At 73.2% G+C, this 21,253-nt stretch carries 20 protein-coding genes; 10 read left to right on the top strand and 10 right to left on the bottom strand.

The features are described from left to right. Genes ACFQ8C_RS19670 through ACFQ8C_RS19660 form a run of 3 tightly spaced genes read left to right on the top strand, consistent with a single transcriptional unit; the run spans position 1 to position 2,977 of the window. Positions 1–684, top strand: coding sequence for a response regulator transcription factor (locus ACFQ8C_RS19670; RefSeq protein ID WP_200424156.1), 684 nt, complete (start codon positions 1–3; stop codon positions 682–684). After that, positions 681–2,393, top strand: coding sequence for an ATP-binding protein (locus ACFQ8C_RS19665; RefSeq protein WP_383458964.1), 1,713 nt, complete (start codon positions 681–683; stop codon positions 2,391–2,393). Before ACFQ8C_RS19670 ends, ACFQ8C_RS19665 begins: the two co-directional genes overlap by 4 nt. Continuing rightward, a complete protein-coding gene (locus ACFQ8C_RS19660; RefSeq protein WP_383458962.1) occupies positions 2,390–2,977 on the top strand; it encodes a hypothetical protein in 588 nt (195 codons plus the stop codon). The genes ACFQ8C_RS19665 and ACFQ8C_RS19660 overlap by 4 nt, the downstream gene beginning before the upstream one ends. A gap of 23 nt (positions 2,978–3,000) precedes the next feature. Here the strand turns inward: ACFQ8C_RS19660 and ACFQ8C_RS19655 are convergent, their stop codons facing one another. Beyond that, a complete protein-coding gene (locus tag ACFQ8C_RS19655; protein ID WP_383459025.1) occupies positions 3,001–3,816 on the bottom strand; it encodes a serine hydrolase domain-containing protein in 816 nt (271 codons plus the stop codon). Positions 3,817–3,882: 66 nt separating this feature from the next. Here ACFQ8C_RS19655 and ACFQ8C_RS19650 point away from each other — a divergent pair, with 66 nt between their 5' ends. After that, positions 3,883–4,299: a MerR family transcriptional regulator gene (locus tag ACFQ8C_RS19650; RefSeq protein WP_383458959.1), complete on the top strand. Its 417-nt coding sequence runs from the start codon at positions 3,883–3,885 to the stop codon at positions 4,297–4,299. Then, positions 4,296–5,318 carry an aldo/keto reductase gene (locus ACFQ8C_RS19645; protein ID WP_383458956.1) on the top strand — a complete coding sequence of 341 codons (1,023 nt, stop codon included), beginning with the start codon at positions 4,296–4,298 and terminating at the stop codon, positions 5,316–5,318. Before ACFQ8C_RS19650 ends, ACFQ8C_RS19645 begins: the two co-directional genes overlap by 4 nt. Before the next feature lie 29 nt (positions 5,319–5,347). Here ACFQ8C_RS19645 and ACFQ8C_RS19640 read toward each other — a convergent pair whose 3' ends face one another. The 7 genes from ACFQ8C_RS19640 to ACFQ8C_RS19610 all read right to left on the bottom strand — a co-directional run bounded on the left by ACFQ8C_RS19640 (position 5,348) and on the right by ACFQ8C_RS19610 (position 12,945). Next, entirely contained in the window at positions 5,348–6,544 is a 1,197-nt protein-coding gene (locus ACFQ8C_RS19640; RefSeq protein ID WP_383458955.1) for an acyltransferase, read from the bottom strand. Next, positions 6,541–7,524 (bottom strand): alpha/beta hydrolase, encoded by a 984-nt coding sequence (locus tag ACFQ8C_RS19635; RefSeq protein WP_383458952.1) that lies wholly within the window; start codon positions 7,522–7,524, stop codon positions 6,541–6,543. Before ACFQ8C_RS19635 ends, ACFQ8C_RS19640 begins: the two co-directional genes overlap by 4 nt. A 139-nt stretch (positions 7,525–7,663) precedes the next feature. Further along, positions 7,664–8,341, bottom strand: coding sequence for a response regulator (locus ACFQ8C_RS19630; RefSeq protein WP_383458949.1), 678 nt, complete (start codon positions 8,339–8,341; stop codon positions 7,664–7,666). A 60-nt stretch (positions 8,342–8,401) separates the two neighbouring features. Beyond that, a complete protein-coding gene (locus tag ACFQ8C_RS19625; protein WP_383458946.1) occupies positions 8,402–9,736 on the bottom strand; it encodes a sensor histidine kinase in 1,335 nt (444 codons plus the stop codon). A gap of 121 nt (positions 9,737–9,857) precedes the next feature. Further along, positions 9,858–10,733, bottom strand: a complete 876-nt coding sequence (locus ACFQ8C_RS19620; RefSeq protein ID WP_383458942.1) for a DUF4429 domain-containing protein — start codon at positions 10,731–10,733, stop codon at positions 9,858–9,860. A 74-nt stretch (positions 10,734–10,807) separates the two neighbouring features. Further along, complete coding sequence (locus tag ACFQ8C_RS19615) at positions 10,808–12,022, bottom strand: alpha/beta hydrolase (RefSeq protein ID WP_383458939.1); 1,215 nt, start codon at positions 12,020–12,022, stop codon at positions 10,808–10,810. A 221-nt stretch (positions 12,023–12,243) separates the two neighbouring features. Further along, entirely contained in the window at positions 12,244–12,945 is a 702-nt protein-coding gene (locus tag ACFQ8C_RS19610) for a TetR/AcrR family transcriptional regulator (protein WP_383459022.1), read from the bottom strand. Between the two features lie 259 nt (positions 12,946–13,204). On the opposite strand from ACFQ8C_RS19610, the gene ACFQ8C_RS19605 reads away from it, so the two are divergent. After that, positions 13,205–14,698: an MFS transporter gene (locus ACFQ8C_RS19605; protein WP_383459019.1), complete on the top strand. Its 1,494-nt coding sequence runs from the start codon at positions 13,205–13,207 to the stop codon at positions 14,696–14,698. 163 nt (positions 14,699–14,861) lie between these two features. After that, complete coding sequence (locus ACFQ8C_RS19600) at positions 14,862–15,326, top strand: peptidase inhibitor family I36 protein (protein ID WP_383458936.1); 465 nt, start codon at positions 14,862–14,864, stop codon at positions 15,324–15,326. On the opposite strand, the gene ACFQ8C_RS19595 is transcribed toward ACFQ8C_RS19600, so the two are convergent. Together ACFQ8C_RS19595 and aceE are read right to left on the bottom strand one after the other, a co-directional pair. After that, entirely contained in the window at positions 15,307–16,122 is an 816-nt protein-coding gene (locus tag ACFQ8C_RS19595; RefSeq protein WP_383458934.1) for a potassium channel family protein, read from the bottom strand. The two genes, ACFQ8C_RS19600 and ACFQ8C_RS19595, sit on opposite strands and share 20 nt — an antisense overlap. An 84-nt stretch (positions 16,123–16,206) precedes the next feature. Next, a complete protein-coding gene (gene aceE, locus ACFQ8C_RS19590) occupies positions 16,207–18,939 on the bottom strand; it encodes a pyruvate dehydrogenase (acetyl-transferring), homodimeric type (protein WP_383458931.1) in 2,733 nt (910 codons plus the stop codon). Between the two features lie 444 nt (positions 18,940–19,383). Here aceE and ACFQ8C_RS19585 point away from each other — a divergent pair, with 444 nt between their 5' ends. From ACFQ8C_RS19585 to ACFQ8C_RS19575, 3 genes are all read left to right on the top strand, one after another. Next, the gene (locus ACFQ8C_RS19585; RefSeq protein ID WP_383458928.1) at positions 19,384–19,806 is read left to right on the top strand and encodes a DUF3052 domain-containing protein; all 423 of its coding nucleotides are present in this window, start codon (positions 19,384–19,386) and stop codon (positions 19,804–19,806) included. Positions 19,807–19,942: 136 nt separating this feature from the next. Next, complete coding sequence (locus tag ACFQ8C_RS19580; protein ID WP_383458925.1) at positions 19,943–20,401, top strand: peroxiredoxin; 459 nt, start codon at positions 19,943–19,945, stop codon at positions 20,399–20,401. Positions 20,402–20,554: 153 nt separating this feature from the next. Beyond that, the gene (locus ACFQ8C_RS19575) at positions 20,555–21,130 is read left to right on the top strand and encodes a TerD family protein (RefSeq protein WP_030495317.1); all 576 of its coding nucleotides are present in this window, start codon (positions 20,555–20,557) and stop codon (positions 21,128–21,130) included. Positions 21,131–21,253: the final 123 nt, after the last annotated feature.

Raw genomic sequence — 21,253 nt, 5'->3', positions numbered from 1 at the left:
ATGCCTCGCGTGCTCCTCATCGAAGACGACCCCTCGGTCCGCGAAGGCGTCGAGCTCGGGCTCCGGCGCCGCGGTCACGAGGTGCGCACCGCCGCCACCGGTGAGGCCGGGCTCGCCGCCCTCGGCGAGTTCCGCCCCGACCTGCTGCTGCTCGACCTCATGCTGCCCGGCATGAACGGGGTGCAGGTCTGCCGCCGGGTCCGCGAGAGCAGCCAGCTCCCGATCATCATGCTCACCGCCCGGGGCGACGACTTCGACGTCGTCATCGGCCTGGAGGCGGGCGCCGACGACTACATCGTCAAGCCGGCCCGCACCGAGGTCATAGAGGCCCGCATCCGGGCCGTCCTGCGCCGCATCGAGGAGCCCGGCGGCGGCCGCCCCGCCGTCGAGCACCACGGCGCCCTCGCCGTCGACCGGGCCGGCCTCACCGTCGCCAAGAACGGCGAACGCCTCGCCCTCGCCCCCTCCGAGCTCAAGCTGCTGCTCCACCTGACCGCCGCCCCCGAGCAGGTCTTCAGCCGCCAGCAGCTCCTGGAGCACGTCTGGGAGCACAACTACCACGGCGACGCCCGGCTCGTGGACGCCTGTGTCCGCCGCCTCCGCGCCAAGATCGAGGACACCCCCGGCGACCCCCGCTACATCCAGACCCTGCGCGGCTTCGGCTACCGCTTCGGACCCCTGTGAAGACCTGCGTACCCGGCGAGGAGCCGGGCACGGAGACCCTGTCCGGGGGCGCGGCGCCCGGGACCCCGTACGGGGACGGCCGGGGCGGCGCCGGCACGGAGAGCGGACGGGAGGCCGCCGGTACCGGCGGCCGCGGCGGCACACGGGCCTCCTGGGAGCCCGCCGGCGCCGAGGGCCGCCAGGCGGACGCCGGGGCCGGGCAGGGCCGGGCCGGTCGCGAGGACCGCCGGGACGAGGCCGGTCGCGAGGGCCGCCGGAGCCGGGCCCAGCGGCGGCGGCCCCGCCCGTTCGGGCTGCGGACCCGCCTGGTCTTCGCGTTCCTGCTCGTCGCGGCCGTCGGCTGCGGCACCACCGCCGCCCTCACCTACCGGGCCGCCCGCAGCGCCATCCTGGAGCAGACGCAGAACACCGCCGTCTCCGCCTTCCGCGAGCAGGTCGACGCGCTCAACATCGCGCTGCCGATCGACGAGGACTCGCTCCGCGACATGCTCCTCGGCATCGCGCGCCAGGGAAAGCCCCGCCCCTGGCGGGTCTACGCCGAGTACGGCTCCCTCCGCGTCTCCTCCACCGACCGCCCCACCTCCTCCGTCCTCACCCCGGAGCTGAGGGCCCGCGCCCACGCGCGCGAGGCGACCCCGCACGCGGGCTTCCAGCGCGTGGTCAAGGACGGCACCCCCTACCTGACGATCGCCGTCCCCGCCGTCTTCCTCACCCAGGTCGGCGGCGCCCCCCAGCCCACCGGCCTCGTCCTCTACGCCGTGATGGAACTGCGCGAGGACGAGGCCAACATCGAGGCCCTGGTCACCGCCGCCCGCGACGGCGCCCTGCCCGCCCTCGCCATCGCCCTGATCCCGGCCCTGATCGCCGCCCGCGGCGTCCTCCGCCCGGTCCGCGAACTCCGCCACGCCGCCGCCAGCATGGGCCGCGGCCGGCTCGACACCCGCATCCACGCCAAGGGCAGCGACGAACTCGCCGACCTGGCACGCACCTTCAACGAGTCCGCCGCCGAACTGGAGCGCTCCGTCACCGAGCTGCGCCGCGCCGAGGCCCGCGCCCGCCGCTTCGCCTCCGACGTCTCGCACGAACTGCGCACCCCGCTCGCCGGGATGCTCGCCGTCACCGAGGTGCTCGACGAGGACGCCGCCGCCCTGGACAGCGACACGGCCCGCGCGGTCCGGCTGATCAGCGCCGAGACCGTCAAGCTCGCCGTGCTCGTCGAGGACCTGATGGAGATCTCCCGCTTCGACGCCCGCGCCGCCGAGCTCCACACCGACGAGGTCGACGTCGCCGACTGTGTCCGCAAGACCCTGAGCAGCCGGCACTGGACGGACCCCGAGCAGGTCCACGCGGCCCTCGGGGAGGGCATCCGCGCCCGCCTCGACCCCCGCCGCTTCGACGTCGTCGTGGCCAACCTGGTCGGCAACGCGCTGCGGCACGGACGCGCCCTCGTCACCGTCCGGGTCTTCGTGGACGAGGACGGGTCCACCCTCGTCACCCAGGTTTCCGACCAGGGCCCCGGCATCCACCCGGACGTCCTGCCGCACGTCTTCGAGCGCTTCTACAAGGCCGACCCGGCCCGCACCCGCTCGGCCGGCAGCGGCCTCGGCCTGGCGATCACCCAGGAGAACGTCCGGCTGCACGGCGGCACCGTGGAGGCCGCCAACCACCCCGCGGGCGGCGCCGTGTTCACGGTCAGGATCCCCCTGTGAGGCGCCGCTTCCCGCTCCTCGCGCTGCTCGCCGCCGCCCTGCCGGTGCTCGCCGGCTGCGGCATCCAGGGCAGTGACGTCGTGGAGGCGGGCGGCGCGCCGACGGTCGCCGTCGCGCCGGTCCCGGAGAGCCGGATGCTGCTCTACTTCCTCGGCCCCGACGGCGCGCTGATGCCGGTCTCCCGGGACACCGACACCAGGTTCGCCCCCGACCCCGAGCAGACCCTGCCGGGGGACGGGTCGGGTTCGGGCACCGGCCGCGAGTCGTCCGACGCCGAGCCTCCGTACGGCTCCGCCCCCGCCACCGTGAAGGTGCTCTCCGCCCTCCTCGCCGGCCCCGGCGGCGCCGAGGAGCAGGCGGGGCTCACCACCGAACTGCCCGCGAGCGAGGAGCTGGTCGGCGTCGAGTCCGACCTCGTGGGCGGGATCCGGCTCCTCACCTCCTTCCCGGCCCGGGAGCTGTCGCAGGGCGCGGTCTCCCAGCTGGTGTGCACGGCGGCCCACGCCGTGGACCGCGCCGGCGAGCTCCCGGTGACCGTCGAAGGCCCGGACGGCGCCCTGCCCGCGACGACCTGCACCCCTTAGGGCCCTTCCGCCGGGCCCTTCCGTCAGCGCCGCAGGTCGGCGAGGACCGCGTCCGTGAACGGGGTCCACGCCTCGACGGCCCACGGCCCGAAGGCCCGGTCCGCGAGCGCCACACAGGCGGCCCGCGCGTCCGGGTCGATCCACAGGAAGGTGCCGGCCTGGCCGAAGTGGCCGAAGGTGCGCGGCGAGGAGGTGGTGCCGGTCCAGTGCGGCGCCTTGCCGTCCCGGATCTCGAAGCCGAGCCCCCAGTCGTTGGGCCGCTGGTGCCCGTATCCGGGCAGGATGCCGGTCAGCCCGGGGTGGGTCACCGTCATCGCGTCCAGGACCGTGCGGGCGTCGAGGAGCCGGGGCGCCTGCACCTCGGCCGCGAACCGCACCAGGTCGTCCACGGTCGACACCGCGTCCTTGGCGGGGGAGCCCTCCAGCGTGGTCGACGTCATGCCCAGCGGCTCCAGGACCGCCTGGTGCAGGTAGTCGGCGAAGGGGATGTCGGTGGCCTTGGCCACCAGGTCGCCCAGGACCTCGAAACCGGTGTTGGAGTAGATCCGGCGGGTACCCGGAGCGGCCATGACACGGTTCTCGTCGAAGGCGAGCCCGGAGGTGTGGGCGAGCAGGTGCCGCACGGTCGCGCCCTCGGGCCCGGCCGGCTCGTCGAGGTCGATCGCCCCCTCCTCGTACGCGACGAGGACCGCGTACGCGGCCAGCGGCTTGGTCACCGAGGCGAGCGCGAAGCGGTGCCCGGTCGGGCCGTGGCTCCCGGCCACCGTGCCGTCCGCGCGGACCACGGCCGCCGCCGCGGTGGGGACGGGCCAGTTCTCGATCGCCGCCAGGCTGGGCACGCTGCTGCTCTCCATGGGGCCGAGCCTACTTGCTTGGAGTGCGCTCCAACGTTTTAGCGTGGGGGCATGAGCGTGATCGAGAGCACGAGCACGACGAGGCCCACGGGGAAGGACCGCTACACGATCAGCGAAGTCGCCGCCCTGACCGGTCTCACCGCGCATACGCTGCGCTGGTACGAGAGGATCGGGCTGATGCCGCACGTCGACCGTTCGCACACCGGCCAGCGCCGGTTCACCGAACGGGACCTCGGCTGGCTGGAGTTCGTCGGCAAGCTGCGGCTGACCGGAATGCCGGTCGCCGATATGGTCCGCTACGCGGAGCTGGTGCGCGAGGGTCCCCACACCCACGGGGAGCGCCGCGCGCTCCTGGAGGCCACCCGCCGGGACGTACTGGCCCGCATCGCCGAGCTCCAGTCGACGCTCGCCGTGCTCGACCTCAAGATCGACCATTACGGAACCATCTGCGGAGGCACTCCCTCATGACCGAGAAGATCGACACCGTACGCCTCGGCCCCGGCCCGGCAGGACCGGAGATCGGCGTCCAGGGCTTCGGCGCCATGGGCATCAGCGAGTTCTACGGCACCACCGACGAGGCCGCCGCCCGCGACACCCTCGACGCGGCCCTGGAGGCCGGCGTCACCCTGATCGACACCGCCGACATCTACGGCAGCGGCACCAACGAGGAGTTCCTCGCCCCCTTCGTCGCCGCCCACCGCGACGAGATCGTCCTCGCCACCAAGTTCGCCATCCAGCGCGTCCCCGCGCGGGCCATGTACCGGGGCGTCCGCAACGACCGCGCCTACGTCCGGCAGTCCGTCGAGGGCAGCCTGCGCCGGCTCGGCGTCGACACCATCGACCTCTACTACATGCACCGGCGCGACACGTCCGTTCCCCTCGCCGAGTCCGTCGGCGCCATGGCCGAGCTGATCGCCGAGGGCAAGGTGCGGCAGCTCGGGCTGAGCGAGGTCACCGGGCCGGAGCTGCGCGAGGCCTTCGCGATCCACCCGATTGCCGCCCTCCAGTCGGAGTGGTCGCTCTTCTCCCGGGACGTCGAGCACTCCGCCGTCGCCGCCGCCGCCGAGCTGGGCGTCACCTTCGTGCCGTACGCGCCGCTCGGCCGCGGCTTCCTCGCGGGCGCCTTCGCCGACGCCGGCAAGGACCTCCCGGACGGCGACTTCCGCCGCGGCCAGCCCCGCTTCACCGGCGAGAACGTCGAGCGGAACACGGCCCTGCTCGAACCGGTCCACGCCGTCGCCGCCGCGCACGGGGCGACCCCCGCGCAGATCGCCCTCGCCTGGGTGCAGCAGCGCGCCGCCGTCCACGGCCTGACGGTCGTCCCCATCCCCGGCACCCGCAGGCGCTCCCGCCTGGAGGAGAACGCCGCCGCCACCCGCATCACCCTCACCGAGGCCGAGCTCGCCGTCCTCGAACCGCTCGCGGACCTGGTGGCCGGCGACCGCTACCCGGACATGAGCCTGACCTCGGCCGCCCGCGAGGCCTGAGCCCCGCCGGTCCCCCGCCCCGGGCCCGCTCACGCGAGGCCCAGGGCGAATACCGCGAACCCCGCCGCGAGCAGCCCCGCCAGGGTGCGGCGGGCCGGACCGGTGCGCGCCCATGGCGACTCGAAGCCGCGCGCGTACCGGCCGATCAGCACCAGCAGTCCGGCGAAGACCGGCATCCACGCCAGCCGGGCCAGGATCCAGCCCACCGAGTCCGGTGCCCCGACCAGCCCGGGCACCTCGCCCAGGTACGAGGCGGGGACCGCCGCCGCGAGCATCGCGGTCTGGTGCCAGCACAGGATCGTCATCGCCGACAGGTTGATCACGACGACCGGCGCCCACAGCGCGGGCCGCTTCAGCAGCCGGCCGAGCCGGTCCCGCAGCAGGATCGCGGCCCCGCTCTGGAGCGCGGCGAGCGCCAGGACCAGCAGCGACGGCGGGTGCGAGTTGGTGCGGGCCTCGCCGGGCACACCGACCATCGACGCCGGGTAGCCGAAGACCAGCAGCAGCGCGGCGAAGAGCGCCGCCCCGCCGAGCAGCAGCCCCCAGGCGTGCCGGCGGTCCACCCGGCCCTCGCCCCAGGCGACCCCGAGCTGGTAGGCGAAGAGCCACCCCGGCAGGATGTTCAGCAGGCTCAGCCAGGACGGGACGGCGTCCGCGTACGGGCCGTACCGCAGGAAGTCCACGACGGCGACCGAGCCGAGCAGCGGGGCCGCCGCCCCCACCCCGAACCGGCGGGCGGCCCGCACGCACCACGGGGTCAGCGCCGTCACCACCGTGTACACCCCGACGAACCACAGGGGCTGGATCACCAGCGTGGACGCCGTCCGCAGGGTGTCGATCTCCACCCCGAACCCGTGGTGGAGCAGCGGCAGCAGCGCCGCCCACACGGCGGTCACCCCGAGCACCGGCCGGCCGAGCCGGGCGAGCCGCCCGCCGAGCCAGGCGCGCGTGGTGCCGGTCCACCGGCGGAAGGAGAGGGCGGAGGCGTAGCCGCCGACCAGGAAGAAGATCCCCAGCATCTGGAGGATCCAGCTCGCCGGGGCCAGCGCGCCGAAGGCGGCGAGCGGCGACGCGTTGTGGATCGCGCCGTCGGCGGAGAGGGTGAAGCCGCCGAGCAGCCAGTGCCCGGTGGGCACGGCGAGCAGCGCCAGGGCGCGCAGCCCGTCGACGGCCCGGTCGCGGTGGGCGGGGGTGCCGGCCTCGATCTTCCGGACGAGCGTCCTCATCGGACGTCCCCCTCGGCGATCGCGGCGAAGGCGCGCAGCGAGGAGGTGCCGGGCGCGAAGTAGCCGTCGTGGCCGTCCGCGTCCCCCGCCTCCACCGGCCGCGCCCCGAACTCCGGCGAGGTCGGGTCGGTGCCGTGCCCGAGCCCGGCCACGGCGACGTTCGGCACCCGGTCGATCCAGTCGGTCGGATCCTTCGCCGCCCACACCCGGGCCGTCGTCCGCAGCTCCGCCACGTTCTCCGCCCGCATGCCGGGGGAGCCGAACACCACCAGGTCCTTGGCCTTCAGCCGGTGGGCGGCGAGCCCGCAGACGACGGAGCCGTAGCTGTGGCAGAACAGGGACGGCTCGGGGCGCACGCCGGCGGCCCGCAGCCCTTCCGTGAAGCGGGTGAGCCGCCCGGCTCCCGCCTCCGCCAACTCGCCGGTGGCGGCGTCGAGTCCGACGCCGAGCGGGGTGGTGTAGCCGGCCCAGGCGACGACGGCGGTCCGCCCGCCGGTCGCCTCCCGGAGGGCGGTGGCCTTCCGGGTGAGGGAGTCCATCCGTCCGGCGTCGACGTCGGAGCCGGGCACCAGCACCGCCACCCGCTCGGCCGTCGCCAGGTCCCCGTAGACCAGGACCGTCTGGCCCCGGCCGCGCGTGTCGTGCGCCAGCACCCGCGCCCCGGGGTGACGCCCCCGGGTGGTGAGGGAGTTGGCCTCGTACCGCAGCTCCAGCGGCGCCCCCTCCAGGTTCCCGACCACCGTCGGGTGCGCCCGTACGAGCCTGCGCCGCTCCCCGGGGCCGAGCCCGGCGAAGAAGCGGGCGACCGCGGCCGGGTCCATCCGCTCCGGGTCCGGCAGCCCCGCCGCCCGCCACTCGGCGGTCCCGGCGGGCGGTCCGGTGACCGGTCGCTGCGCGGTCCCGGACGCCCAGCCCGCCGTTCCCGCCACGACGGCCGTCACCATGACGGCGGTCACCAGGGTCCTCGTAACGCGGCGCATGCCCGTCCTCCCTCTCTCGTTGTCGGCGAGAGGAAGGTAGGAAGACGGTGGGTGACGGCACGTCACACCGGGGAGCCAACTCCCGTGCCATACCCGGGTAGGGGGTGGACGAGGTGCCGTCCCCCGATGGGGGGTGGGGTCAGCCCCCGGGGGTCACCAGGCCCGACTCGTAGGCGAAGACCACCGCCTGGGCGCGATCCCGCAGGTCGAGCTTGGCGAGCACCCTGCCGATGTGGGTCTTCACGGTCTGCTCGGCGAGCACGAGCCGCTCCGCGATCTCCTGGTTGGACAGCCCCCGGGCGATCAGTTCCAGCACCTCGGTCTCACGCGGGGTCAGACCGTTGAGCCGGAGCGCCGTCACGTCCTTGCGCGGGGCCGGCCGGGTGGCGGCGAAGTCGGCGATGAGCCGCCGGGTCACGGACGGCGCGAGCAGCGCGTCGCCGGCCGCCACCACCCGCACGGCGGCGATCAGGTCGGCCGGCGGCGCGTCCTTGAGCAGGAACCCGGACGCCCCGGCCCGCAGCGCCTCGTACACGTAGTCGTCGACGTCGAAGGTGGTCAGCATCAGCACCTTGGGCCGGTGGACCACCCCGGCCGGCGGGTGCAGGATCTCCCGGGCCGCCGCCAGACCGTCCAGCTCCGGCATCCGGACGTCCATCAGCACCACGTCGGGGTGGACGGCCCGCGCCACCTCGACCCCCTGCCGCCCGTCCGGCGCCTCACCGACCACGTCGATGTCGGCCTGGGCGGCCAGCAGCGCGGCGAACCCCGCCCGCACCATGGCCTGGTCGTCCACGATGATCACCCGAATGGCCACCGGGCCTCCTTGGTCGTCGGTCCTCCCCTTGCCCGTCGACCCTAGGCGATGTCCCGGCGGTCACGCCGCGTCCGGCTCCGCCGTCCCGAGCGGGAGACGGGCGGCCACGCGGAAGCCGCCGTCCGGGAGCGGGCCGGCGTCGAGGGTGCCGCCGGTCAGCCGTACGCGCTCGCGCATGCCGACGAGGCCGTGCCCGGTGCCGGCGCCCTCCAGAGGGGAGAGCGGCTCCGTGGCGGGGCCGTTGACCACCAGGACCGTCAGCCGGCCGGAGCCGTCCTCCCGCACCGACACCCGGGTCGACGCGCCCGGCGCGTGCCGCACCACGTTGGCGAGCGCCTCCTGCACGATCCGGTACGCGGAGAGGCCCACCGCCTGCGGCACCTCGGTCCGCCCGTCCACCAGCTCCGCGGCGAGCGACAGCTCGGCCGGCACCCCCGCCCGCACGGTCGCCTCCACCAGCTGCTGGAGCCGGTCGAGCCCGGGCTGCGGGGCCCGCTCGCCCTCGCTCCCGTCGCTGCGGAGCACCGCGAGCAGCCGCCGCATCTCGGCCAGCGACTCCCGGGCGCTCCCCGCGATCGCCGCGAACTCCTCGCGGGCCGCCTCCGGAAGCTCCGGGATCCGGTACGGGGCGGAGTCCGCCTGCACGGTGATCACCGACATGTGGTGCGCCACGACGTCGTGCAGCTCGCGGGCGATCCTGGCCCGCTCCTCCAGGAGCGTGCGGCGGGCCCGCTCGGCCTCGCTGATGGTCTCCTGCTCGGCGAGCCTGCGCTGGGCCTCGCCCCGCGCCCGTACCGCCGAGCTCAGCAGCAGCAGCACGCCGCTGAGCACGAAGAGCAGCGTGGTGACGCCGGACTGGCCGTACGGCCGCACGGTCTCCAGGAGGTAGCCGGCCGCGCCGGTCGCCAGCCACACCCCGATCAGGGTGCGGCGCGGCTCGCGCAGCCCGAGCGAGAGCATCAGCGCGCAGTACCCGACCACGACCGGCGGCGTCCACGGCCACAGCTGGGCGAGGGGCCCGTCGGAGGCCAGGAGCACCAGCGCCCCCGCGATGTCGGCGGGCAGCACGATCCACCAGGCCTGCAGCGGCCGGGTGACGGCGAGCAGCAGCGGCGCCGTCTGCGCGGTGGCGAGCGCCCCGGCGAGGGCGCCGGGCACGCCGTAGTCGTTGACGAGCAGGGTGACGGTGACCGGGAGGAGGGAGGCGACGAGCGCCACCCCGAGCCCGTACGGCAGCAGCCGGACCCACCGCGAGGACGCGCCCGCGAAGGGCGCGGACCCGGGCGGGGCGGCGAAGGCGGCCTCCAGTGCCTGGACGACCGGCCGCGACCGGCTCGTGAGCCGTGCCGCGCCCTGCCGCCACCGTGATGCCGGCCGCTTCTCGATCACCTTCATGTCGAGTCAGCCTAGGTTCGCGGCCCCGTCCCGTCGTCGTACCAGGGGGGTCAATCGGGGGTCGGACCCTGGTATGAGGGCGCGTGCGGCTCTCGTCGGGCGCGCCGCCCCGGGGCGGCCGTCACAGCTCGGCCAGCAGCTCCGTCTTCTTCGCCGCGAACTCCTCGTCCGTCACCAGGCCCGCCTGGTGCAGTTCGCCGAGGTGCCGAATCCTTTCAGCTACGGCTCCGGGGTCCCCGTGGCCCGCGCCGCGCGCCCCCGCGGGGACGGGGGCGCGGTCCTTGGCGCGGATCGCCGAGAGGACCGCCGCCGCGAACGGCAGGGAGTCGTGCACCGGGCCGTAACCGAGCCCGAAGACGACCGACGCCGGATCGTGGTCGGGCCGGTCGGCCCGGGGCACGCCGCCCCGGGGGAGCAGCCGCAGGAACCCGCCGGGGGAGTCCGGCGTGCGCCACTCGACCCCGCTCAGCTCCCGTACCGGGAAGACCCGGTCGCCCGTCTTCCACTTCTCCGAGGTGGCCATCGTCGACGACCAGCGGAAGGAGACCTCGGACGACCCGTCGAAGGTGGCCTTCCCGTCGTACGCCTTGAAGGAGAGCGGCCCCTGCGGCGCCGCGACCAGGAAGCCCGCGTCGAACCGGTCCACCGGATCCACCGGGCCCGCCGGGATCACCGCCGCCAGCTCGTCGCGCAGCCGGGCGGCGAGCTCCTCCCGGTCGGCGGGCAGCGCCAGCCGGTACGGGTCGCAGGTCTCCTTCAGCTGCCCCGCGGCCGCCTCCATCAGCGGATCGGCGCCCGGCCGCGGCACGGCGTGCAGGACGACGGTGCCCCGTCTGCCCGGCGCGAGCGTCGCCGCGGCCAGCGCCTCGTACGGCACGCGTCGCTCGCGCAGCGCCTGGAACAGTCTCGGCGTACGGATCCCCCGTTCGAAGCGGATGACGAGGGCGTCGCTCTCGAACTCCCAGGTGGCATGAATTCCGGCCAGCACATCACCCATACGCCTCATCGTAAGCGGCGCGTGGCCGTGCGTCGCCCCTCGGAACTGTCAGGAAATTCCGTGATCTACGCGCGTCAGAGCCCGGTGCCGCCGGAGATTCCCCCGAGGCAAGCGCTGTCGGCACGTGCGCAGACGACCCGTCCGAAGGCCCCCGCGCCGATCGCCGCGAAATTGCCGAGACTCTCCGTCCCCGGCTCGAAATAACCGCTGTGCCCGGCCGCCCCGGCCGCCGAGACCAGCCGCGCCCCGAACTCGGGCGCCACCGGGTCCGCCCCGTGCCCGACCCCGCCGACCTCCAGGTGGGGGACGTCCGCGATCCAGTCCTCGGCGTCCCGCATCGCCCATATCCGCGCCGTGGTGCCCAGCTCGGCGGCGGTCTCCACCCGCATCCCGGGGCTGCCCGCCACGGCCACGTCCGTCACCCGCTCCGGCAGCCGGGGCGCGGCGATCCCGCAGAGCACCGAGCCGTAGCTGTGGCAGAAGAGCGCCACCCGCGCCGTCCCCGGCAGGCCCTCGGCGAGCCGGACGAGCCGGTCCGCGCCGGTGGCGGCGAGCCGTCCGGTCGCCGCGTCCACGCCGACGCGGGCGGGCGCGGTGTAGCCGGCCCAGGCGATCACCGCGACCCGGGCGCCGGGCGCGGTGCGCCGCTCGGCCGCGTACAGGGCGTGCGCCATGCCGACGGGGGCGGTGTACCGGCCGTTGGTCTTCTGGAAGGTGAGGAGGTGGGTGTCGACGCCGGGCACGACGACCGACACCCGCCGGGCCCGCTCCAGATCGCCCAGGACCTCGGCCGCCCGCCCCGTACCCGTGGGGTCGAAGGCGAGGATCCGGCGGCCGGGCTCCAGCAGGGAGCGGAAGCGGTCCACCCGCCGGCGCGCCTCGTGCCGGCCCTCGGCGGAGAGCCGGGTGTCGTCGACGCGGGGCCGTTCGGCCGCCAGCGCGCGCGTGATGCCGATCCGGTTGGCGCGGTAGCGCAGGGCCGGCGGGGCCCCGTCGAGATTGCCGACGACGAGCGGATACCGCTCGGCGAGGCCCTCGGCGCGGGCCGGGCCCAACGCGGCGAACCAGGCGGCGACGGTACGCGGCGGGGCGGTGGCCGGATCCGGCGGCGGGGCGTCGCCTATCCGCTCCCGCGCCCAGGCGGCCAGCGAGGCCTCCATGGACGGTCCGGGCACCGGGCGGTGCCGGACGGTGGTCCACCCGGTGGTGGCCAGCATCACGAGGACGACGCCCAGCGCGAGCAGGGTGCGCAGGACGGTGAGGGACGGCGGGACGTCGGCGGAGGTCACGGGCGCACACCCTAGACGGCCAGGGTGACGGACCCGCCGGGGCGGGTCCCCGAAGGCCGGCGCTCCGGTGGCGCGAGGGACGTACGGGGGAGGCGCGAGGGACGTCCGGGGGAGGCGCGAGGGGCGTGGCGAGGGACGTACGAGGGCGTGCGCCCGAAGGTCTCGTAGCCCCCGCCCTCGGCCCCGCGTCCAAGCCCCCTGGGCCCCTTGCCCCTAGGCCCCTAGGCCCCGCTCTCGGTCCGCCCTCGGTCCCGCGCGGGCGGCTCCCGCCAGTGGAGGGAGAGCGCCGGGCCGAGGTGGTCGAGGTACCACTCGGTGAGTTCGCGGATCCCCTTCAGGGTGCGGTCCGGCCCCTTGCCCCACATCTGTCCGGTGACGCGCATCACACCGCTGAAGGCGGCCACCGCGATCCGGGGCCGCGGGTCGGCGTCCACGTCGAGCCCCTCGCGGAGGGCGACGAGCCGGGCGATGGTCTCCTCCATCTCGCTGGACCGGCGCAGGTGCGCGGCGAGCAGGGCCGGCGTCGACTCGATCATGAAGAAGGTCCTCAGGTACAGCTCGACGGGGACGACCTCGTCGATCGCGTCGCCCACCCCGTCCCACGAGGCGAGCACCGCGTTGCGCATCGCGTCGAAGGGGCCCTCCTCGGGCGGGCGCGCGGCCAGCGCCCGGACGAACTCCTCCTCCACCATCCGCTGGACGGCGAAGGCGACCTCCTCCTTGGAGGAGAAGTAGCGGAAGAAGGTGCGCTGGGAGACCTCCACCGCCTCGACGATCTCGTCGACGGTGGTCCGTTCGTACCCCTGGGTGGTGAAGAGCTCCAGGGCGACCCGGACGAGCGCGTCGCGCGTGCGCTGCTTCTTCCGCTCGCGCAGGCCGGGCACGGACGGTCCGGGGGCGGTGGACGGTCCGGGCGCGGACACGGTCAAAGGAGTCTCTTTTCGGTGGATCAAGGGATCTTCTCCCTGCTCAGCGTACCTGTGAGCTACGTGACAGTTACCGACGCGTGAATCACTTTGTCAATTGTCAGTGACTGTCACTAGCCTCTTTCCCATGACTAGTCAGACCACCGTGGAAAAGGCCCCGCAAGGCCAGGGGGGCGTCCGGGAGCCAGGTCCGGCCCCGGCGAAGGGCCTGCGCGGCCACCCCTGGCTGACCCTGTTCGCCGTCGCGGCCGGCGTCATGATGGTGGCCCTGGACGGCACCATCGTCGCCATCGCCAACCCCGCCATCCAGGCCGACCTCGGCGCCTCCCTGGACCAGCTCCAGTGGATCACCAACGGCTACCTGCTCGCGCTCGCCGTCGCGCTGATCACCGCCGGCAAGCTCGGTGACCGCTTCGGCCACCGCCAGACCTTCCTCATCGGCATCGCGGGCTTCGCCGCCGCCTCCGGCGCGATCGGCCTCTCCGACTCGATCGGCCTCGTGATCGGCTTCCGCGTCCTCCAGGGCCTCTTCGGCGCCCTGCTGATGCCGGCCGCGCTCGGCCTGCTGCGCGCCACCTTCCCGGCCGAGAAGCTGAACATGGCGATCGGCATCTGGGGCATGGTCATCGGCGCCTCCACCGCAGGCGGCCCGATCCTCGGCGGCTTCCTCGTCGAGCACGTCAGCTGGCAGTCCGTCTTCTTCATCAACGTGCCGGTCGGCGTGGTCGCCCTCGCCCTCGGCCTGATCATCCTCAGGGACCACCGCGCGGAGAACGCGCCGCGCTCCTTCGACGTCCTCGGCATCGCGCTGCTCTCCGGCGCCATGGGCCTGCTCGTCTGGAGCCTCATCAAGGCCGGTGCGGACTGGGGCTGGACCAGCGGCAACACCTGGGGCTGCCTGATCGGCGCGATCGTCCTCTTCGCCGTCTTCGCCGTCTGGGAGACGAAGGTCAAGGAGCCGCTGATCCCGCTGGGCATGTTCCGCTCCGTGCCGCTCTCGGCCGGTGTGGTGCTGATGGTCCTGATGGCCTTCGCCTTCATGGGCGGCCTCTTCTTCGTGACCTTCTACCTCCAGGGCGTGAAGGGGCTCGGCCCGATCGACGCCGGTCTCCGGCTGCTCCCGCTGACCGCGATGATGATCGTCTCCTCGCCGCTGGCCGGCGCGCTCATCACCAAGTTCGGCCCGCGGGTACCGCTGGTCGGCGGCATGGTCTGCACGGCCGTCGCGATGTTCGGCATGATCTCGCTCTCGGCCGGCACGAGCACGCTGACGATGTCCCTCTGGTTCGCCCTGCTCGGACTGGGCCTCGCCCCGGTCATGGTCGGCGCCACCGAGGTCATCGTCGGCAACGCGCCGCTGGAGCTCTCCGGCGTCGCCGGCGGTCTCCAGCAGGCCGCCATGCAGGTCGGCGGCGCGCTCGGCACCGCGGTGCTCGGCGCGGTCATGTCCTCCAAGGTCGCCGGCTCCTTCGCGGAGAACTGGAAGGAGGCCGGCATCCCGGTCCCGGCCGACCCGCGCCTGGAGGAGGCGGCCGAGTTCGGCATGGCCCCGGCGGAGATGGCGAAGGCGCCCGGCATGACCCCGGACCTCTTCGCCAAGATCTCCGACGTCATCCACGACACCTTCCTCCAGGGCATGGGCCTGGCCTTCACCGTCGCCGGTGTCGTCGCCGTGGTCGCGGCCCTGGTCGCCACCCTCACCAAGCGCGGCGAGAACGCGCAGGCCGGCATGGGCGGCGGGCACATCTGATCCTGAGGCGCCGCGGGTCTCCGCGAGGCGCTCCGTGAGGCCCTGAGGTTCCCTAGGGGGCCGTCACCCGTTCGAAGGAACGGGGGCGGCCCCTCTTCCGTCCGGAGGGTCACCTCGTCCATGCTCGTGATTACAGAGAGTGACGACACGGGGGTTGATCTGTATGAACGCAAGGGTGACGACCACACTCGCGGGGCTGGCCGCACTGCTCCTGGCCGCCCTCCCGGCCGCGGCCGCCCCGGCGGCGCCGACAGCCCTGACGGGCCCGGCGGTCGGGAAGGCACCGGCGGTCGGGAAGGCCCTGACCGTCGGGAAGGCACCGGCCGCCCCGGCCGGTGGGACCGCGCTCGGGGCGTGCGGGCCCGGGCGGCTCTGCCTCTGGCCGAAGCCCGACTTCAAGGGCCGGCCGTGGACGTACGAACTGGCGACGACGGACCTCGACAGCTGCGTCGCCCTTCCGGAGGGCGGGTCGGCCCAGTCCCTCGCCGTCCGCACCGGCCGGCCGGTCACGACCTACCAGTCGGCGGAGTGCGCGGAGACGGGCGAGTTCGAGACCTACCCGGGCCGGGGCACCTGGGTCCCGCAGACGCCCTACGAGGCCAGAGCGTTCAAGCTCTGGGAGCGGTAGGGGCCTGCGCCTCGGACCCGGCGCCGGTCACGGCCTCCGGGCCCGACGCCGCCTGCGGCGGCACCGGGCCCGAGAGCCGGGCGACCTCGACGCGGAGCTCGCGGACCTCCCGGGTCAGGGTCTCCAGGAGCTCCGTCTGCCGGCGCTCCACCGCGTCGTCCCGCTCGAAGCGGGAGATGAACCAGGCCGCGATGTTGGCGGTCACCACACCCAGCAGGGCGATGCCCGAGAGCATCAGCCCGACCGCGAGCACCCGCCCGAGACCGGTCGTCGGCGCGTGGTCGCCGTAGCCGACCGTCGTCATCGTGGTGAAGGACCACCACACGGCGTCGCCCAGGGTCCTGATGTTGCCGTCGGGCGCGTCCCGCTCGACGTGCAGCACCGCCAGCGAGCCGAACATCATCAGCCCGACCACCGCGCCCGCCACATAGGTGGTGAGCGTGATCTGCGGGGCCATCCGGGCCCGCCGGCCCACGAGGAGGAGGGTGGAGACCACCCGCAGCAGCCGCAGCGGCTGCACCATCGGCAGCAGCACGGCGAGGAGGTCGAGGGGGTGGGAGCGGACGAAGGCCCACCGGGAGGGGGAGAGTCCCAGCCGGACGGCGTAGTCCACCGCGAAGGCGCCCCACACCACCCACTCCACCCGGGAGCACAGCCGGTGCACCCAGGGATCGGCGCCGGGCGCCACGATCGGCACGGCGTAGGCGATGCCGAAGGCCACCGCCAGCGCCAGCAGCGGGGTCTGGGTGCGCTCTTCCCAGCGGACCTTCGGGGGGCGCTCCTTCTTCACGGACATGCGGGGCATCGTAGGGAACGGCGGAGGGCGGCGGGACCGCCGGTCCCACCGCCCTCACCAGGTGCTACGCCCCGCCGGGGCCCGTCAGGCGTCGCCGCCCGCGGGACCCGGGTCGGCGGCCGCCACGTCCAGGAGCTGGTAGCGGTCCACGGCCTGCTTCAGGGCCGAGCGCTCCACCTTGCCCGCGCGGGCCAGCTCGGTCAGCACCGCGAGCACCACCGACTGGGCGTCGATGTGGAAGTACCGGCGGGCGGCGCCCCGGGTGTCCGCGAAGCCGAAGCCGTCGGCGCCGAGGGAGGTGTACGGACCGGGGACCCAGCGGGCGATCTGGTCCGGCACCGAGCGCATCCAGTCCGAGACGGCCACGAAGGGGCCCTCGGCGGCCTGGAGCTTGCGGGTGACGTACGGGACGCGCTGCTCCTCGTCCGGGTGGAGCAGGTTGTGCTCCTCGACCGCCACCGCCTCGCGGCGCAGCTCGTTCCAGGAGGTCGCGGACCAGACGTCGGCCTTGACGTTCCACTCCTCGGCGAGGATCCGCTGTGCCTCGATCGCCCACGGGACGGAGACGCCGGAGGCCATGATCTGCGCCGGGATCGCGCCGGCCTCCGCGCGCTTGAAGAGGTGGATGCCCTGGAGGATGCCCTCCACGTCCACGTCCTCCGGCTCGGCGGGGTGCTGGATCGGCTCGTTGTAGACCGTCAGGTAGTAGAAGACGTCCTCCGCCTGGGGGCCGTACATCCGGCGCAGACCGTCCTTGACGATGTGCGCGATCTCGAAACCGAAGGCCGGGTCGTACGCGACGCAGGCCGGGTTCGTCGAAGCGAGGAGGTGCGAGTGACCGTCGGCGTGCTGGAGGCCCTCGCCGGTCAGCGTGGTGCGGCCGGCCGTGGCGCCCAGGACGAAACCGCGCGCGAGCTGGTCGGCCATCTGCCAGAACTGGTCGCCGGTCCGCTGGAAGCCGAACATCGAGTAGAAGACGTAGACCGGGATCAGCGGCTCGCCGTGGGTGGCGTAGGCCGAACCGGCGGCGATCAGCGAGGCCGTGCAGCCGGCCTCCGAGATGCCGTCGTGCAGCATCTGGCCGGTCGGGGACTCCTTGTAGGCGAGGAGGAGTTCGCGGTCCACCGCCTCGTACTGCTGTCCCAGCGGGTTGTAGATCTTGGCGCTCGGGAAGAAGGAGTCCATGCCGAAGGTGCGGTACTCGTCCGGCGCGATCAGCACGAAGCGCTTGCCGATCTCCTTGTCCCGCATCAGGTCCTTCAGCAGCCGGACGAAGGCCATGGTGGTGGCGATCGACTGCTGGCCCGAGCCCTTGCGGACGGCCGCGTAGGTGTTGTCGTCCGGCAGGGCCAGCGGCTTCGACCGCACGACCCGGGTCGGCACGTAGCCGCCGAGCGCGTTGCGGCGGTCGTGCATGTACTGGATCTCCTCGGAGTCCCGGCCCGGGTGGTAGTACGGCGGCAGGCCGGACTCCAGCTCCTTGTCGGTCACCGGGATGTGCAGCCGGTCGCGGAAGCGCTTGAGGTCGTCGACCGTCAGCTTCTTCATCTGGTGGGTGGCGTTGCGGCCCTCGAAGTTGGGGCCGAGGGTCCAGCCCTTGACGGTCTGGGCCAGGATCACGGTCGGCTGGCCCTTGTGGGCCTTGGCCGCCGCGTAGGCCGCGTAGATCTTCTTGTGGTCGTGGCCGCCGCGCCCCAGGTGGAGGATCTGCTGGTCCGACATGGACTCGACCATGGACCGGAGCCGGTGGTCGTCGCCGAAGAAGTGGTCGCGGATGTACGCGCCGGTCTCCGTCGCGTACGTCTGGAACTGCCCGTCCGGCGTGGTGTTCAGCCGGTTCACCAGGATGCCGTCGCGGTCCTGGGCGAGCAGCGGGTCCCAGGAGCGGTCCCAGATCAGCTTGATGACGTTCCAGCCGTTGCCCCGGAAGATCGACTCCAGCTCCTGGATGATCTTGCCGTTGCCGCGGACCGGGCCGTCGAGCCGCTGGAGGTTGCAGTTGACGACGAAGGTGAGGTTGTCGAGCCCCTCGCGGGCCGCGATGGAGAGCTGGCCGAGCGACTCGACCTCGTCCATCTCGCCGTCGCCGAGGAAGGCCCACACATGGGACTTGGCGGTGTCGGCGATCCCGCGCGCCTCCATGTACCGGTTCATCCGGGCCTGGTAGATCGCGCCGAGCGGGCCGAGGCCCATCGACACCGTGGGGAACTCCCAGAAGTCCGGCATCAGCCGCGGGTGCGGATAGGACGACAGCCCGTTCGGGTACTTCGACTTCTCCTGGCGGAAGCCGTCGAGCTGGGTCGCGTTCAGCCGGTCCAGGAGGAAGGCGCGGGCGTAGATGCCGGGGGAGGCGTGGCCCTGGAAGAAGATCTGGTCGCCGCCGTCACCCTCGTCCTTGCCCCGGAAGAAGTGGTTGAAGCCCACGTCGTAGAGGGAGGCCGAGGAGGCGAAGGTGGCGATGTGGCCGCCGACGCCGATGCCCGGGCGCTGGGCGCGCGAGACCATCACGGCCGCGTTCCACCGGGTGGCGTTGAGGACCTTGCGCTCGATCTCCTCGTTGCCGGGGAAGAAGGGCTCGTCCTTGGTGGCGATGGTGTTGACGTAGTCCGTGCTCCGCATCTCGGGCACGGCCACCCGCTTCTCGCGGGCACGCTCGATCAGCCGGAGCATCAGGTAGCGGGCCCGCTCGCGGCCCCGCTCGTCGACGGCCGCGTCGAGGGAGTCGAGCCACTCCTGGGTCTCTTCCGGGTCGAAGTCCGGGACCTGGCTGGGAAGGCCGCCAATGATGATCGGGTTGCGATCGGATCCGGGAGCCACGCTGTTCCTTCGCTGGTCGGGGGGAGCCCCACGAGGGAGGGGAGCCCCGTTGAGGCCGGGATGTCCGAGGCCGGGGACGTCCATCGTGTACCCGGCTGGCGGCACACGTCATCTTTACCGAGAGGTAGTCCTCCCTGCGCCCTTCGTACGCGCGGGGTGTGGTCAAATCGCAACCTTACGACCAATCCGCGCATGCGTTCCGGCAATGCGTTCGGCAGACTGAAACCGCAGAAGCCCGCGAAGCGGGACGAATCGTGTACGCCTGATCACGGAGCGCTGTCGAAGGGCGCCGGAAGTTGCGGTGAGACGGCCCCAAACGTCACCGTTTCGGCGGTCTCCACGGCCGGGTACTTGCGCGATCCGCCCCGTCACGTGTGGACTACGGCCAGCGCCGCGCGTACGCGTGGCCCGAGCATTTTCCGATACATGATCAGGAGGCAAGCCGTGAGCGCGACCGCGGACCACGCGGAGGAGCGGACCAACCCGGCGGCGAGGCTGGGGTTCGAGCCCGGACAGGTGGTCCAGGAGATCGGCTTCGACGACGACGTCGACCAGGATCTCCGCGAAGGCATCGAGTCCACCATCGGCCAGGAGCTCGTTGACGAGGAATACGACGACGTCGCCGACGCCGTCGTCCTCTGGTTCCGTGACGACGACGGTGATCTCACCGACGCCCTGGTGGACAGCATCGGTCTGCTGGAGGACGGCGGCAACATCTGGTTGCTGACCCCGAAGACCGGACGCGACGGCTACATCGAGCCGAGCGACATCAACGATGCCGCGCAGACCGCTGGTCTCTCCCAGACCAAGAGCATCAGCGTCGCCAAGGACTGGACGGGCACCCGCCTGGCCGCTCCGAAGCGCTGATCCCCTCTGCTGCGCGAAGCCCCCGCCGGTACCACGGCGGGGGCTTTCCCGCGCCCTGGAGCCGCCGGCCAGGCCGTAGGGTGGGGTTCACCGGTTCGGCCCAGAGGCCGGGCCCCTTCGAAGGGATGCGTACGCGATGGCGATCGAGGTCGGCACCAAGGCCCCCGATTTCGAGCTCAAGGACAACCACGGCCGCACCGTGAGGCTCTCCGACTTCCACGGCGAGAAGAACGTCGTGCTGCTCTTCTACCCCTTCGCCTTCACCGGCGTCTGCACGGGCGAGCTGTGCGAGCTCCGCGACAACCTGCCGAAGTTCGTCAACGACGACACCCAGCTGCTCGCGGTCTCCAACGACTCCATCCACACCCTGCGCGTCTTCGCCGAGCAGGAGGGCCTGGAGTACCCGCTGCTCTCCGACTTCTGGAAGCACGGCGACGCCTCCCGCGCCTACGGCGTCTTCGACGAGGAGAAGGGCTGCGCGGTCCGCGGCACCTTCATCATCGACAAGGAGGGCGTCGTCCGCTGGACGGTCGTCAACGCCCTGCCGGACGCCCGTGACCTGGACGCGTACGTGAAGGCGCTCGAAACCCTCTGAGCCGGCCCCGGAATCGGCGACCCGAACCGACATCCCCCGATTCCCCGGGCGAATCGCCTGTTTCGACTGGGAACCCGTCACTAGGATCCAGTCGTTGATCCGATGCCAACGCACGACTGGGGGCGCTGCCCCTGGAAACCAATGGAGGGACTCGTGGGAGTCAGCCTCAGCAAGGGCGGCAACGTCTCGCTGACCAAGGAGGCCCCTGGCCTCACCGCCGTGACCGTCGGTCTGGGCTGGGACGTCCGCACCACCACCGGTACGGACTTCGACCTCGACGCCAGCGCCATCCTGGTGAGCGAGGCCGGCAAGGTGCGCAACGACCAGGACTTCGTCTTCTTCAACAACCTCAAGAGCGCCGACGGTTCCGTCGAGCACACCGGTGACAACCTCACCGGTGAGGGCGAGGGCGACGACGAGCAGGTCAAGGTCAACCTGGCCGGTGTCCCGGCCGACGTGGCCAAGATCGTCTTCCCGGTGTCCATCTACGACGCCGAGAACCGCCAGCAGTCCTTCGGCCAGGTGCGCAACGCGTTCATCCGCGTCGTGAACCAGGCCGGTGGCGCCGAGATCGCGCGGTACGACCTCTCCGAGGACGCCTCGACCGAGACCGCCATGGTCTTCGGCGAGCTGTACCGCCACGGCGCCGAGTGGAAGTTCCGCGCGGTCGGCCAGGGCTACGCCTCGGGTCTGCGCGGCATCGCGCAGGACTTCGGCGTCAACGTCTGAGCCGAGCCCGCTCGCACACGTCCGGCGCCGCACCCTCGTGCGGGGCCGGTCGTGGCACCAGGCCGCAGCATACACCGGGGAGGTACCGAACAACAAGGGCGTGCCGCTCGCCCAGGGAGGCAC

Origin of the sequence: Streptomyces sp. NPDC056503, assembly GCF_042794995.1 — a bacterium.
Lineage (GTDB): Bacteria > Actinomycetota > Actinomycetes > Streptomycetales > Streptomycetaceae > Streptomyces.
This window is presented reverse-complemented; position numbering and strand designations above follow the sequence as displayed.

Excerpts from the sequence above, each read along its gene's own strand:
- ACFQ8C_RS19620 (WP_383458942.1), bottom strand. The coding sequence starts at position 10,733 with ATGGGTGATGTGCTGGCCGGAATTCATGCCACCTGGGAGTTCGAGAGC.
- ACFQ8C_RS19650 (WP_383458959.1), top strand. The coding sequence starts at position 3,883 with ATGAGCGTGATCGAGAGCACGAGCACGACGAGGCCCACGGGGAAGGAC.
- ACFQ8C_RS19645 (WP_383458956.1), top strand. The coding sequence starts at position 4,296 with ATGACCGAGAAGATCGACACCGTACGCCTCGGCCCCGGCCCGGCAGGA.
- ACFQ8C_RS19580 (WP_383458925.1), top strand. The coding sequence starts at position 19,943 with ATGGCGATCGAGGTCGGCACCAAGGCCCCCGATTTCGAGCTCAAGGAC.
- ACFQ8C_RS19670 (WP_200424156.1), top strand. The coding sequence starts at position 1 with ATGCCTCGCGTGCTCCTCATCGAAGACGACCCCTCGGTCCGCGAAGGC.
- ACFQ8C_RS19640 (WP_383458955.1), bottom strand. The coding sequence starts at position 6,544 with ATGAGGACGCTCGTCCGGAAGATCGAGGCCGGCACCCCCGCCCACCGC.
- ACFQ8C_RS19625 (WP_383458946.1), bottom strand. The coding sequence starts at position 9,736 with ATGAAGGTGATCGAGAAGCGGCCGGCATCACGGTGGCGGCAGGGCGCG.
- ACFQ8C_RS19605 (WP_383459019.1), top strand. The coding sequence starts at position 13,205 with ATGATGGTGGCCCTGGACGGCACCATCGTCGCCATCGCCAACCCCGCC.
- ACFQ8C_RS19600 (WP_383458936.1), top strand. The coding sequence starts at position 14,862 with ATGAACGCAAGGGTGACGACCACACTCGCGGGGCTGGCCGCACTGCTC.
- ACFQ8C_RS19635 (WP_383458952.1), bottom strand. The coding sequence starts at position 7,524 with ATGCGCCGCGTTACGAGGACCCTGGTGACCGCCGTCATGGTGACGGCC.
- ACFQ8C_RS19595 (WP_383458934.1), bottom strand. The coding sequence starts at position 16,122 with ATGTCCGTGAAGAAGGAGCGCCCCCCGAAGGTCCGCTGGGAAGAGCGC.